This window comes from Leifsonia sp. GW821-FHT13C05 (assembly GCF_058806515.1).
Genome location: NZ_JBXAPT010000008.1, coordinates 85,324 through 99,175, shown reverse-complemented (window position 1 = coordinate 99,175; position 13,852 = coordinate 85,324). Strand labels below are relative to the sequence as shown.

The following is a 13,852-nucleotide window of genomic DNA, read 5'->3' as shown; positions in this document are numbered from 1 at the left end:
GTTTTCAGGCTGTAGCCAACCTACCGAGCACGGCATGGTGAGGCGATGGGGAGCAGTCCCCATGCAGTGACGTGCATGTATATAGGTATCGTTCTTTGCGTGCGCCTCAAACTCACGCTCTCCCGCCCATCCGGTGCCGGCGATGACATCGTCGTCACCGCAGACGCCGCAGCCAGCATCTCGGAAGTCGCCGCGAGCATCCGGCGTGTCGACCCGCGCGGCGGGGAAGGGCCGGTCACCGACGACAGGGCGCTGACCCTCCGCGCCGCCATCCCCGGCCAGGCGGAGACCCTCGTGCTGCCACCGGATGCGCCGATCGGCGAGGCCTGGATCGGGAGCGGGGCGACGGTCAGCCTGGCGGACGCCGGGGTGTACTACGCCCCGAGCGACCTCGGCGACGCGCCGGCGGTCGCGACGGCGCAGATCCTCACCGGCCCCGACGCCGGGCGTGAGTTCCCGCTCCGGCCGGGAACGGCCCTCCTCGGCAGGGACGACAGCTGCGACATCGTGCTCAACGACCCACTGGTGTCGAAGCGGCACGTGCGCCTCGAGGTCGGAGACGGCGTCGAGGTGATCGACCTCGGCTCCGCCAACGGCGTGGTGGTCGACGGCGGCATCGTGACCCGCCTCACCGTGCGGAGGTCGGAGACCCTGCTGATCGGCGACACCGAGGTGCGCATCGCGGTGTCCGGGCTGTCCGGTATCCCCGCTGCAGCGCCGAAGGCCGGGCCGGTCTTCTTCAACAGGTCGCCGCGGGTGGAGCAGCGGTACGCGGGCCAGGTGTTCCAGGCGCCGGAGGTGCCCACGGAGAAGGACGACCCGCCCTTCCCGCTGCTCGCGATGATCACGCCGCTGCTGCTCGGCGGCGCGATGTTCGCGCTCACCCGCCAGCCGACGTCGCTGCTGTTCGTGCTGCTCTCCCCGGTGATGCTCATCGGCAACTATATGACCGGGCGCACCCGCGGCAAGCGCAAGCTCAAGAAGGCCATCGCGGTCTTCGACAAGCGGCTGGATGCGCTCACCGCCAAGCTGGACGCCGAACGCCTCCGCGAGGTCGAGCTCCGCCGTGCCGAATCGCCGACGACGCACGCGGCCCTCGCGGACGCCGTACAGCGCGGCCCCCTGCTCTGGACCAGGCGCCCCGAGCACTGGTCGTTCCTCAACCTGCAGCTCGGGATCGGCTCGATGCGGTCGAGGAACACGATCGCGAGCAACGATCGCGGCGAGATGATCGTCGAGTTCCAGGAACGGCTGGACGCGGTCATCGACGCCAACGAGCGCGTCTCCGACGTCCCCGTGTTCGACAACCTGTTCGAGTCCGGTGCGCTCGGCATCGCCGGCCCGGCCGAGCACATCGCCGGGTCGGTCAACTCGACCCTGGTGCAGCTGACGGCGCTGCACTCCCCCGCAGAGCTCGTGGTCGCCGCCCTCGTCTCCCCGCGCTGGTCGCGGGAACTGGAATGGCTCAAGTGGATGCCGCACACCTCGTCGCCGCACAGCCCGCTCGCCGGGGGCCACCTCGCGGACAGCGCGTCGAGCGCATCCACCGTCCTCAGCGCGCTCGAGGGGCTCGTGGAGGAGCGGCTCGCCCGCGCGAAGGGCCCGCAGCGCCGCGGTGCGATGGAGCAGGAGCGGGCCGCGATCGAGCGCGGGGCCGAGGTGGGCAAGTCGCAGACCGTCGACGGGACGCCGTCCCCCGTTCCCGCCGTGGTGGTCGTCATCTCCGGCGACGTGGCGATCGACCGGCCGCGTCTGGTGCAGCTGGCGGAGGCCGCTGCCGACGCCGGCGTCTTCCCGATCTGGCTGGACACCGACGTCGCGGCGCTTCCTGCCGTCTGCCGCACCTACGTGGCGCACGCGGAGCGGGACGACCGCGCGACGGTCGGCTTCGTGCGCATCGGCGAGACCATCGACGACGTGGTCACCGAGCCCGTCGACCGCGCCACAGCGCTCGACTACGCCAAGCGCATGGCCCCCGTGATCGACGCGGGCGCGCTCGTCGCCGACGCCAGCGACCTGCCGCGCAGCATCTCGCTCGTCAGTCTGCTCGGGCACGACCTGACCGAGTCGTCCGGCGCCGTCATCGACCGCTGGAGGCAGAACGCCTCCATCCACGACCGGTCGGGCGCGCGCCCGGTGAAGCGCAGAGCGGGCACCCTGCGGGCCATCATCGGCTCCGCCGGCGTGGATGCGATGCACCTCGACCTGCGCAGCCAGGGCCCGCACGCCCTCGTCGGCGGCACGACGGGCGCGGGCAAGAGCGAGTTCCTGCAGGCCTGGGTGCTCGGGATGGCCGCCGAGTACAGCCCGGACAGGGTCACCTTCCTGTTCGTCGACTACAAGGGCGGCTCCGCCTTCGCGGACTGCGTGAGCCTGCCGCACTGCGTCGGCCTGGTCACCGACCTCAGCCCGCACCTGGTGCGCCGCGCTCTCACAAGCCTGCGCGCCGAACTGCACCACCGCGAGCACCTGCTCAACCGCAAGAAGGCCAAAGACCTGCTGGAGCTGGAGAAGCGCGGCGACCCCGAGTGCCCTCCCGCGCTCGTGCTGGTGATCGACGAGTTCGCCGCGCTCGTCGGCGAGGTGCCGGAGTTCGTGGACGGCGTGGTCGACATCGCCCAGCGCGGACGATCGCTCGGCATCCACCTCATCATGGCCACCCAGCGCCCCGCCGGCGTGATCAAGGACAACCTGCGGGCGAACACCAACCTGCGCATCGCGCTCAGGATGGCGGACGAGTCCGACAGCCAGGACGTTGTCGGCGTCTCGGACGCCGCCCACTTCGACCCGGCCATCCCCGGGCGCGGCATGGCCAAGACCGGCCCGGGCAGGCTCGCCCCGTTCCAGTCCGCGTACGCGGGCGGCTGGACCAGCCGAGAGCCGGAGCGGGCGGGCGTCGAGGTCGCGGAACTGCGCTTCGGCGGCGAGATCCGCTGGGAGGAGGAGGGCTCCGGCCGCGAGGAGGAGCGCGACCTCGGGCCGACGGACCAGCAGCGCCTCGTGACCTCGATCGTGCGGGCGCAGGGCGAGGCCCGCATCCCGTCGCCGCGGCGTCCCTGGCTGGACGAGCTGGCGGCCGTCTACGACCTCGGGCTGCTGCGGCAGCGCACGGACGCCGAGCTGCTGCTCGGCGTGAGCGACGTGCCGGACAGGCAGCAGCAGCTGCCGGTGTACTTCCAGCCGGATGTGGACGGCAACATCGCCATCTACGGCACGGGCGGCGCAGGCAAGTCCGCTGCGCTCCGCACACTGGCCTCGTCCGCGGCGATCACCCCGCGCGGCGGCCCCGTGCGCGTCTACGCGCTCGACTTCGGTGCAGGCAGCCTCCGGATGCTCGAGAAGATGCCGCACGTCGGCTCCGTCATCCCCGGCGACGACGCCGAGCGCATCATCCGGCTGTTCCGGATGCTCAAGGAGGAACTCGAGACCCGAGGGCCGCGGTTCGCGGAGGCGAACGCCTCCAGCATCACCGAATACCGCAGGCTCACCGGGCGCCAGAACGAGGCGCGCATCCTGCTGCTGATCGACGGATTCCCGAACTTCCGCGAGGACTTCGAGATCCCGGCGGGACGCTCGCAATGGTACGACGTGTTCAAGGACATCCTCAGCGACGGCCGCCAGCTCGGGATGCACGTCGCACTCACCGGTGACCGCGCCGGCGCCGTCCCCACCGCGATCCGGTCGCTCGTGCAGCGTTCCGTCGTGCTGCGGCTCGCCGACGACGGCTACGGGATGCTCGACGTGCCGAGCGACATCCTGGGCCCGTCCTCCCCTCCCGGGCGCGCGATCGTCGACGGCTACGAGACGCAGCTCGCGGTGCTGGGCGGGAGCGCATCCGTGTCGGACCAGTCCGCAGCGACGACGCGCCTGGCCGAGGCGATGGTGCGCGCCGGGGCGCAGGAGACGCCGCCGATCGGCTCGCTGCCCAAGGAGTTCGCCATCGAGACGCTCCCGCCGTCGCACGACGGGGCGCCGGTGCTCGGGGTCAGCGACCTCGACCTCGGGCCGTTCGGGTTCGAGCCCGCCGGAACGCTGCTCGTCGCAGGCCCTCCGGCGAGCGGCCGGTCGACCACGCTGGCGGCGCTCGCGGCCTCTGTGCTGCGGTTCGACCCGCACGCGCGGCTCTACTACCTGGGTAACGCGCGGTCGGCGCTCGGGCGGGCGAGCCACTGGACAGACGCGGCGACGACGCCGGAGACCGCGGCTGCGCTGGCGAAAGACCTGGTCGCCGCCGTCGCCGACCCGGACACGGAGGGGCGCATCGCGGTGATCGTGGAGAGCATCGGGGACTTCCTGCAGACGCCGGCCGACTCCCCCATCGTCGAGCTCGTGCGCGCCGTGCGCCGCAGCGACCACCTGCTGGTCGCCGAGGCGGAGTCGAGCGCGTGGGGGTCGTCGTGGCCGCTGCTCGGCGAGGTGAAGAACGGCCGCCGCGGTCTGCTGCTGCAGCCGGACTCGGTCGAAGGCGACCTGCTGCTCAAGACGCCGCTGCCGAGGCTGAACCGCTCCGAGTTCCCGCCCGGGCGCGGGGTCTACATCGCCAAAGGTCGCTTCGCGCGCGTGCAGGTGCCGCTGGTCGGGGAGTAGAGAGAGGCGCGGGTGCCCGCTACTTCTCCTTCTCCCACGGCCAGCGCGGGCGACCGCGCTGCTGGAAGCGGCCGACGAGGACGAGCTGGTACATGAGCGTGACGACGAACCCGGCGATGCCGACCGTGATCGCGTAGATGCTGCCCAGCTGCCCGACGGCGAACAGGACGTACGCGAACGGCTGCGACGGGTCGCCCGCCGCCCCGGCGACTCCTCCCGCGACGATGAACACGAAGTAGCAGGCGAACCCGACGGCCAGCGCGACGCCCGGCGAGATGCGCTGCTTCTCCGCCGGGACGCGGGTGCCGATCACCAGGAGGAACACGAAGAGCATCAGCGTCGCGCATCCGGTCATGATCGGTCCGACGAGCGGGCCGATGTCCGGGTCGGCGATCACGTCCGTGTTCGTCGCCAGCGAGATCAGCCCGAAGGCGGCGACCACCAGCGCCAGGTAGAGGAACGTGGCGAAGGCCGACAGGACGGCTGCGTACGCACGATACTCACGCATGAGTGGAGTCACGCATCACTGGAGTCACGCAGGGCGCTGCGCGCCGGTCAGTACCCCTGCGGCGTGGCGTACGCGGCGACGGCCTGGTTCTGCGCGTCGGCGAGCTGCTGGTCGTATGCGGCCTGAGCCTCGGCGTTGCGGATCTTGAGCTTGCGGCCGCGCGCTGCGAGCCACGCACCCGTCCACATCGAGATCTCGCGCGCGATCACACCGGCGAGCACCGCGAACGGGGCGACCCAGAGACGCTGAACGACCACGACGGCCTCGTTGGCGGTGAGCGTCCAGACGTGGAGGTCGACCAGCGACGCCCCGACGTACGCGAAGTAGACGAACAGCGCCACGAACAGGCCACCGAGGATGTAGGCCCACCAGCGGGCGCGGTTGATGATCTGGATGAGGACGACCATGCCGACGAAGAACGCCACCACGGGCACCCACCCGGCGGACTGCGACAGGAAGAAGCGCGACAGCGACTCGGCGAACTGGTCGGTCGGGGTGAGGGCGTAGCCGACGAGCACGACGGCGATCACCCACAGCACCGCGAACACGACCGTGCCGACGAGCGCGATCAGGATGCCGAAGCCCCTGTTGCTCTTCTTCTTCGGCGGCTCCGGGCGCTGCACGTAGATCGGCGTGACCGGCTGCGCGTACCCGGGGGCCGGAGCTGCGCCGGGCTCGGGAGCCCAGGTGGCCTCTCCTGCCACGGGCTGGGCGGTCGGCTGCCCGGTGGTGGGCTGGGCGGCGGTGGCCGCCTCTGCCGCGACGATCACGGGCGTGGCCGACTGGGCGGGGGATGCGGTGTCCACCGTGGCCGTTCCGGCTGCGGCGGCCGCCGGCACGTCTCCGGTGTGCGAGCGGGCGACGGCGGCGGCGATGTCGTCATCGGTCGCGACGACGGGCTCCGGCTCCGTGACCTTGGCGGGAGTGCTGGGGGCCGGAGTCGCGGGGACCTCGGTGGCCGTGGCCTCCTGTGCGTCTGCGGCAGGCGCATCCGGTCGGTTGACGTGGCCGCGCGCAGACACCGGGCTCGACGGCGGGTCGACGACCTCAGGGTCGGTGTCGCGGGGCTCGGTCGCTGCGGGCTCGGCTGCTGCGGGCTCTGCCGCTGCAGTCTGGGCGGGGGCCGTCGCCGGCGCCGTTCCGGCCGTGGTCGGCGCATTCTCCCCCGCGGGCTCCGCGGCTGCGCCGTTGTTCCGCGCAGATTCCGGCGTCTCGCTCATGGTGCCACTCCTCGATCGGCCCGGTCGGGCATCCGTCAGTGCTGCCCACTGTAGCAACGGGGTGAAGGAAGTCCAGGGAGGGCTGGCGGTGAGCGGGCGGAGTGGTTATTTCTGCGCTGCGGCCGCCTTCGGGAGGGTGAGGACGTATGTGTAGCCGTTGATCTTGGCGTCGACGCCCGTGCCGCCGGATGCTGGACCGGAGGAGAAGCCGTCCACCAGGAACAGCCGCTGGCCGGTCTGAGCGGCGTGCAGAAACGCCACGACGTTGGTGTATCCGCCTGTCACGGTGAAGCTGACGGGCACCACCGTGAAGTTCTGGGCCGTGATGAGGGGACTGACGACGGGCGGCATCCCGGCGACGGGGACCGGCGCAGCCGTGGCCGTCGGAGCGGGGGTCGGCGTCGCCGACGGCGACGGGGTGGCCGTCGAGGCGGCGGACGAGCCGGTGGAGGCGACGGGGGCCGCCGGTGCTGCCGGGGCTGCGTACGGCTGCCCGTCCGCGATCGCCCAGCCCGAGATCACCACGCCGTTCGCCGCTGCGAAGCCATTGAGCTCGTCCATGAACGCCGCGTTGGCTGACTCGGTCGGCACGGAGGCGGCGAGTGATGCCAGCGTCTTCTTCAGCGCCGGGAGGTTCGCCGAGTCCTTCTTCAGCCGGTCGAGCACGGCGGTGTTCGCTGTGATGGTCTGGTCGACCTGCGCGGTCTGCGTGTCAGCGGCGGCGGCCTGGTCGAGCTGGGGCTGGATGCCGACCACCCAGCCGAGCGCCACGAGGGCGACCATCACGATGACGGAGCCGATCATCCAGAGTCTGGTCTTGTCCATGATCACTTGCCCTTCTGCTCGAAGCGCTTCGCGTAGCGCGTCTGGTCGACATGGAGGGTGATGGTGACCTTGTACTGACCGGTCGTCGTGTCGAGTGAACCGATGCTCGGCACCACGTCCGCGACGCCAGGGATCTTCTCCAGCTCGCGCACCCAGGCGGTGACGTCGGGGATGGTGGGACTGGAACTGACGGTGGTGACGGTCCCGATCCTGGCCAGCTGCAGCGGGTCGGGAGACTGCTGGTAGATCGCGAGCGGCGACGCGGAGTCCGCCGCGACCGTGTCGAGGGCGACCCCGGCCGGTTGCACGGCGCCCACCTGGTCGAGCAGCGCTTTCCAGTCGATCTCGGTGGACGCGCCCACCCGCTGCGCCGCCTGGGCGAGCGCGACCTCTTTCTGCACATCCCGGACGCCGGTGAACTTCTGCTGTTGGGTGAGCAGGTCGGCGGTGGCGAGCTGGGCTCCGAGGAACCTGGCCTGGGCCGCGACGTTGTAGACGAACGCCCCACCGATGGCGAGGACGACGGCGAGCAGCACGGCGAGGACTCCCCAGCCGAAACCGCGGCGGGTGCTCCTGTTCTTCCGTTCGGCCCTGACCTCCGGCGGCAGGAGGTCGACGCGCGGCTCGCTGCCGATGTCGATGCTCTCCGCGCGGCCGGCGGATTTCGGCGCGGACGCTCTGGTGGCCTTGAGTTCGGCCGGGGCTGTGGGCTTCTTGGGCGCTTTCGGCGCCCTGCGGCCCTTCGTCGCCGGAGCGACCGTCGGCAGCTGCTCCGTCTCCTGGGCGTCCGAGCGCCTCGTCGTGATACTCATGCTGCGCTCCCGAGTGCGAGGCCGAGCGCCACCGTGAGCGCCGACCGGTTCTGCCGAAGCGCATCCGCGTTGAGACTCCGCGAGAGGGCGACGGCGTGGAAAGGGTCGCCGACGGCGACGGGCAGCCTGGTCATCTCGCTCAGCGCGTCGGTGAGGCCGGGCAGCTGGGCTCCGCCTCCCGTCACGACGAGCCCGCTGACCGGGTTGTTCGGGCGGGTGTTCACGAAATAGCTGACCGTGTTCCGCAGGCTGGTGAGCAGCTCGCTGGTCACGCGGTAGATGATCTCGACCGCCTGCTGCTCCTCGATGGTGGTCACCTGCTTGGCCAGGCCGATCGTCGCCTTGATGCGCTCGGCCTCGCCGAGCTCGACGCCGAGCCCCTCCCTCAATGCCTGGGTCAGCTCCGCTCCCCCTGCCGGGATGATGCGCACGAACTGCGGCACGCCGTCGGTGACCACGACGACGCTCGTCGTGTTCGCGCCGATCTCGATCAGGGCGACGGTGCCGCCGATCCTGGCCCTGCTGATCAGGATGCGGCTGAGCGCGAACGGGATGAGGTCCACATCCACCGTGGTCAGCCCGGCGAGCTGCGTCGCCTTCACGTTGCCGAGCACCGCCTCCTTCACGGCGGCGACGAGCAGGCCGTTCACCACCGGGCCGTTGTCGCTCATGCCCTCGGAGACCGGGTAGAAGTCGAGCAGCGCCTCGGCGACCGGCACGGGCAGCATGTCCTGCACCTGGAACGGGAGGGCCTCCCTGATGCGGGTGCGCGACATCCGCGGCACGGTGAGGTCGCGGGCGAGCACCCGCTGGTTGCCCATCCCGAGCACCACGTCTTTGCTCTTGAAGCCGCCCTGCTGCCAGAGCCGCTTGAGGCTCGCGGCGACGGTGTTCGGCTCGAGCACCTCTCCGCGGCTGACGGCGCCCTCCGGCAACGGGACCTCGAAGTGGCGCAGCAGCGTCGGCCGCGCCTTGGCCGGGTCGGCGACCTCCACGGCGCGAACGGTCGAACTTCCGACGTCGATGCCGACGATGCTCGTAGCCATTCGATCTCCTTGAGCTCTTCTATGCGATTCCGAGAAGCGCCAGGTAGGCGCCCCACACTGCGTTGCCGGCGAGGACGCCGATCCAGGCCCCGCCGAGCATCCACGGCCCGAACGGGATGCCGGACCCGCGGCGCGCGCGGCGCGAGACCAGGAGCGCGGTGGCGAACAGGCCGCCGAGCAGGAAGGCGGCGAACGCGCCGACGACGAGAGCGCCCCAGCCGAGGAAGCCGAGGAAGAGGCCGAGGACGCCCGCGAGCTTGACGTCGCCGAACCCCATCCCGCCGGGTGCGATCATCGCGAGGATGAGGTAGACGGCGAACAGTCCTGCGGCGCCGACGACCGCCCGCACCAGCACACCGGGCTCGCCGTTCAGCAGCGCGGCGGCACCGAGCAGCACGGCCCCCACCGCGTACGAGGGGAGCACGATCGCGTTCGGCAGGCGGTGCGCATCCAGGTCGATCAGCGCGAGGGCGATGCTGATGGCGGAGAGATAGAGGAACGCGACCACGACGAGCACGGCGGCGACCGTGGATGCGGTCCCCACCGGATGCACGGAGCCCGGCCCGGCCCAGAACCACCAGGCGACGAACGCGAACGCCAGCCCGGTCGCCGCCTCGACGAGCGGGTACCGTGCCGAGATCCCGCTGCGGCACGACCGGCACTTGCCGCCGAGGAACAGCCACGACAGCACCGGGATGTTGTCGTACGGCTTGATCTCGGTGCCGCAGCTTCCGCACGCACTCGGCGGCGACACGATCGACCTGCCCGCCGGCACGCGGTAGACGACCACGTTGAGGAAAGAGCCGATCAGCAGGCCGAACACGGCGACGAACCCGACGGCGGCGATGGCGACGGCGGCGGTCATGAGGTCGGGCCTCCGTTCGAGCGGTACGCGACGGCGACCTCGATCTCGGTGGTCACGTCGTAGGAGGTGGTGCGCGGGGTCGGGAACTTGGGCGGAGGGGAATTGAGCAGCCTGGTGTCGTAGCTATAGCGCTTGAGGAAGCCACTCGACCCGCTGCCCTGGCCGACCGGGCCGCGGAACTCCTGGGCGATGGAACCGGTGACGCAGAGGTAGCCGTACGGGTCGCCGGAGTCGTAGTTCTGCACCTCGAAGCTGTGGTAGTTCGAGAGGATCGCCGCGTTGATCGTGCGGGCGCAGCTCGTGCTCGACGACGAGGCCTCCCAGGTGATCGGGGACGAGGCGGCGTTGCAGCTGCCGCTCGTCCAGTTGCTCGGGCTGGTGCAGACGAGCGGGTTGTACACCCACACCGCCCCGGCGCCGACGAGCCCCAGGATGTCGTGGGCGGCATCCGAGTAGACGAGCTTGCCGGTGATCCAGGCGAAGTGGTCGGCGTTGATCGTGATGGCCGAGTGCATGGTGCCCTGGACGAACACGTCGCCCGCCGTGCAGGAGTATCCGGCGGCGGTGGCGACCACCTCGTACTTGAGCGGGTAGCCCAGCCCGTTGCCCGACGAAGTCGTGTCGGCTCCGACGCACTTGAAGGTGTTGCCGTTCGGCGACTTGTTCGACGCCCACGAGTTCGGGTCGCTGGTCGCGGTGGGGATGCTCTGCACGTAGATCAGGTTGTTGTAGAGCTGAGACGTCGAGTCGATCGTGATGTCCTGCCCGTTCACCGTGTCCGACAGCGTGCCGGTGTTCGACGTCTTCGTCGGGTCACCCGGCTTGCCGCAGAACGCCGGGTTCGCGGGAACGCCGGGACCGGTGGCCGGGTTGCCGACCACCTGCGTCTGCTTGGTCCACGGCGAGATGACGTTCATCTTCGCCACGCCTCCGACGAGCTTGAAGGTGATCTTGGTCGGACCGGTGTACAGGCAGCCAGGCTTCGGCACCTTGCCCTGGATGTCGGTGCGCACCTGGTCGAGCTGCTGCTGCGGTGGCGGCATCGTGATCAGGGCGGCGTTGCCTGGGGCACCGGCGTTGAACACCGGAGTGGTGCTGCCGGACGGGCAGTTGTTCGCGCTGTAGAGCTTGCCGGACGAGTCCCTGTTCGGGTTCGCCGTGCTCACCCGCTGTTTGAACGTGCCACCGCAGATGTTGAGGGTGTCGTTGGAGTGGACGGCGCCGTCGAGGGTGTCACCGGTGATGAAGTTGATCAGGCAGCCGGAGGTGCGTGCCGTCGTGGACTGCCAGGCGTACGCCTTGGTGCAGGACTTGGAGTTCAGCTGGGGGTCGAGGATCTCGTAGTCGGTGAAGTACACGTAGTTCGTGAAACCGGTCTGCTTGATGTTCGCCACCACGCTGCGGGTGACGGTGTCGACGAGGCCGGTGGCGCGCACGTGCAGGACGCCGGTGCTCGCATACTTCGAGTTGTCCACCTCGTAGCGGAAGGCCGCGTTCGCCGGAAGGCCCTCGCTGAGCGGCACGGCGGCCCAGCGCGCGCCGGCAGCGACGTCGAAGGCGGGGTTGTTGTTCCCGGACGGGAGCGCGACGGTCCCCGCCGAGCCATTGGCGATGGTGAACTTGGATGCGGGGTTGCCGTACTGCTGATAGCTCGGATCGTTGGTGAGCCGGCCCTGGTACTCGGCGATCCCGGCATACGCGGCCGACATCGCCGCATCCCAGTCCTTGTCGTGGTCCGCGCGCACGATGCCGGAGACGGAGAACGTCATCGTCAGCGTCACGAGCAGCAGCAGCACGGACCCGATGCCGATCACCATGGCGAGCGCCACCCCGCGATCGGAGGACGCGGCGCCGAGCCTGCTGCGGAGCAGAGCGCGCATCACGACCCCGATCCGATGTTCGACATCCCGACCGAGTTGGTGAGGGTCACCGCGCTGGCGGCCCCGGTCGGCTGGATCGTGATGCTGATCGTGATGGAGGCGATGGCGGACAGGGTCGTGATCGGCAGGGTCAGCGGGGCGCCCGATGCGTCGCGGTAGGTGAAGACCACGCTGCCGGCCGGGATGGAACCGCAGAGGGTACGTTTCAGGTTCGGGGTCGGGCTGGTGTTGAAGTCCCAATGGCCGTTGACGCCGGGCGTGGTGGTCGTCGCGTTCCACTGGCTCTCCACCAGCAGGCCGTTGACCACCGCGAACTGCACCTTGACCGGGCTCTCCGCTCCCGTCAGGTTGACGTAGGCGTAGAACTGGATGGTCGTGGCGGTCGCCGTGATGATGGCCGGGTCGTTCTGCGCGCCGCCCGGCGTGGGGTTGGTCAGCGGATTCGGGGTGGCCGCGCGCACCATGCGGGCCATCTCGTTCATCCCGTTGGAGCCCTGCCGGGTGCCGTTGTCGATCGACTGGGCGAGGCTGACGCTGTGGGTGCTCGCGACGAAGAGCGAGCCGGCCAGCGTGGCGATGAGCGCGGCGATGCCCATGGCGATGAGCAGCTCCACCAGCGTGAGGCCCTGGTCGCGGCGCACCCGGCGGATCATGGCAGCCTCGGATCGAGGGTGAAGATGTTGGCGCTCGTCGCGGGCGGGCTGCCGACCGGGCGGGTGATCTTGGAGACGTCGACCAGCGCGGACGACGTCAGCGCGTCGCCCTGGTTGCTGAGTGCGTAGACCATCCACGTGCCGTACGGCAGGGCGATGACCGCCGCGTTGCCCGCCGATTTCGGGTATGTCAGGGTCATGACGCTCGCGGTGGTGGCTGTCGCGCATCCGGGGTCGCCGACAGTGGATGCTGCCACTGCGCTCTTCGCGACTAGCCACTTGCCGGAGACGGCGATGGAGACCACCGGCATGGCGACGACCGCCGCACTCGTCCCGGAGGGAGCGGGGATCGCGGCCGCTCGCGAACCGACGTGCCCGGCCGCGTTCTGCTGCGTCCACTGCTGCGGGTCGACGGACAGGCAGGTGGGCTGCGCCCCGGTCGACATGAAGGCGCCCGCGAAGACCTGATACCCGGACCCGAACGGGAAGAGCGGCGTGGTGGCCGTCACCCCGGTGATCGTCGGGACGGTGGTGTACGGGTCCGACTGCGGAATGTATGTCATCGGGAGATTGGTCGGGATGAGCGTTCCAGCGGCCGCCAGGGTGAGCACGGGGGTCGCGGCCTTGTCGTACTGCATCTCCACCACGGCGGACTGCCCGGCCACGACCGAGACCTTGACGGTCGGCACCTGCACCTGGGAGTTGCTGATCGAGCCGTCCCCCGCCTTGCCGACAGTGACGGTGTACGCGCCGGGCGTCACCTTCAGCGCGTAGCTGCAGCCGTCCGCGTCGGTGGACGGCGGCCCCGGTGTGATGGTGGCCGCGGTGTTCGGCGTGATCGTCGCGTCCGGCTTGGCGGTGATCGGGATGTTCGCGACGCCGGCTCCGCTGGCGTTGGTGACGTGCACGAGGATCGTGCCGGAGGCCGGATCATTGACCGGGCCGGCCGGGGCGAGCAGCGTGCTGGCCTGCACCGGCTTGGTGCCCGGGCGCATCCCGCCCCAGGAGACGGAGACGTTGAGGGTCTTGTTCTGCAGGATGCCCTGGCTGGTGCCGCAATCGGCGACGGTGCCGGTGCTGGTCACCCACCCGGCGATCTTGGTGATCGTGTACTGCGTGCCGTCGATGGTCTGGGTGACGGTGCCGCTGACGACGGAGAAGACGTCCTTGGCGGAGCGGGCGATGTCGACCTGCTGCGCGGCCAGGTTGGCGGCGACCTCGTTGGCCCTGGACGACCGGGTGAGGGTCATCGACAGGGTGAGGGAGTATGCGACGAGGACGGAGATTATGCCGAAGACCATCATCGCGATCAGGACCTCGATGAGGGTGAAGCCCGACTCGCGGGTCTCGGTGGTGCGGAGCGGGTGGAGCACGGGGGTTCACCTCCCTGGGTCGGGTGTCTGGGAGAGGGGAGGCGGGGGGGGGGGGGGGGGGGGGGGGGGAGGGAGTGGGGGGG

Annotated in this window: 10 protein-coding genes; 1 reads left to right on the top strand and 9 read right to left on the bottom strand. The window is 70.4% G+C overall.

Annotated features, from left to right (window positions below):
- Window positions 1-99 precede the first annotated feature (99 nt).
- A complete protein-coding gene (locus tag AC1ROC_RS18270; protein WP_493001811.1) occupies window positions 100-4,587 on the top strand; it encodes a type VII secretion EssC family protein in 4,488 nt (1,495 codons plus the stop codon).
- 19 nt (window positions 4,588-4,606) lie between these two features.
- On the opposite strand, the gene AC1ROC_RS18265 is transcribed toward AC1ROC_RS18270, so the two are convergent.
- From AC1ROC_RS18265 to AC1ROC_RS18225, 9 genes are all read right to left on the bottom strand, one after another.
- Entirely contained in the window at window positions 4,607-5,095 is a 489-nt protein-coding gene (locus AC1ROC_RS18265) for a DUF6121 family protein (RefSeq protein WP_493001810.1), read from the bottom strand.
- Between the two features lie 47 nt (window positions 5,096-5,142).
- Window positions 5,143-6,315, bottom strand: coding sequence for a hypothetical protein (locus AC1ROC_RS18260; protein ID WP_085368830.1), 1,173 nt, complete (start codon window positions 6,313-6,315; stop codon window positions 5,143-5,145).
- A 105-nt stretch (window positions 6,316-6,420) separates the two neighbouring features.
- Window positions 6,421-7,140: a hypothetical protein gene (locus tag AC1ROC_RS18255; RefSeq protein WP_143465684.1), complete on the bottom strand. Its 720-nt coding sequence runs from the start codon at window positions 7,138-7,140 to the stop codon at window positions 6,421-6,423.
- A 2-nt stretch (window positions 7,141-7,142) separates the two neighbouring features.
- Window positions 7,143-7,952: a hypothetical protein gene (locus AC1ROC_RS18250; RefSeq protein ID WP_085368832.1), complete on the bottom strand. Its 810-nt coding sequence runs from the start codon at window positions 7,950-7,952 to the stop codon at window positions 7,143-7,145.
- The gene (gene pilM / locus AC1ROC_RS18245) at window positions 7,949-8,998 is read right to left on the bottom strand and encodes a type IV pilus assembly protein PilM (RefSeq protein WP_085368833.1); all 1,050 of its coding nucleotides are present in this window, start codon (window positions 8,996-8,998) and stop codon (window positions 7,949-7,951) included. Before pilM ends, AC1ROC_RS18250 begins: the two co-directional genes overlap by 4 nt.
- Before the next feature lie 19 nt (window positions 8,999-9,017).
- Window positions 9,018-9,863, bottom strand: a complete 846-nt coding sequence (locus AC1ROC_RS18240; RefSeq protein WP_085368834.1) for a prepilin peptidase — start codon at window positions 9,861-9,863, stop codon at window positions 9,018-9,020.
- The gene (locus AC1ROC_RS18235; RefSeq protein WP_493001809.1) at window positions 9,860-11,746 is read right to left on the bottom strand and encodes a hypothetical protein; all 1,887 of its coding nucleotides are present in this window, start codon (window positions 11,744-11,746) and stop codon (window positions 9,860-9,862) included. The genes AC1ROC_RS18240 and AC1ROC_RS18235 overlap by 4 nt, the downstream gene beginning before the upstream one ends.
- Window positions 11,743-12,384 (bottom strand): type II secretion system protein, encoded by a 642-nt coding sequence (locus AC1ROC_RS18230; RefSeq protein WP_168690057.1) that lies wholly within the window; start codon window positions 12,382-12,384, stop codon window positions 11,743-11,745. The genes AC1ROC_RS18235 and AC1ROC_RS18230 overlap by 4 nt, the downstream gene beginning before the upstream one ends.
- Window positions 12,385-12,392: 8 nt before the next feature.
- Window positions 12,393-13,769, bottom strand: a complete 1,377-nt coding sequence (locus tag AC1ROC_RS18225; RefSeq protein WP_493001808.1) for a PulJ/GspJ family protein — start codon at window positions 13,767-13,769, stop codon at window positions 12,393-12,395.
- Window positions 13,770-13,852: the final 83 nt, after the last annotated feature.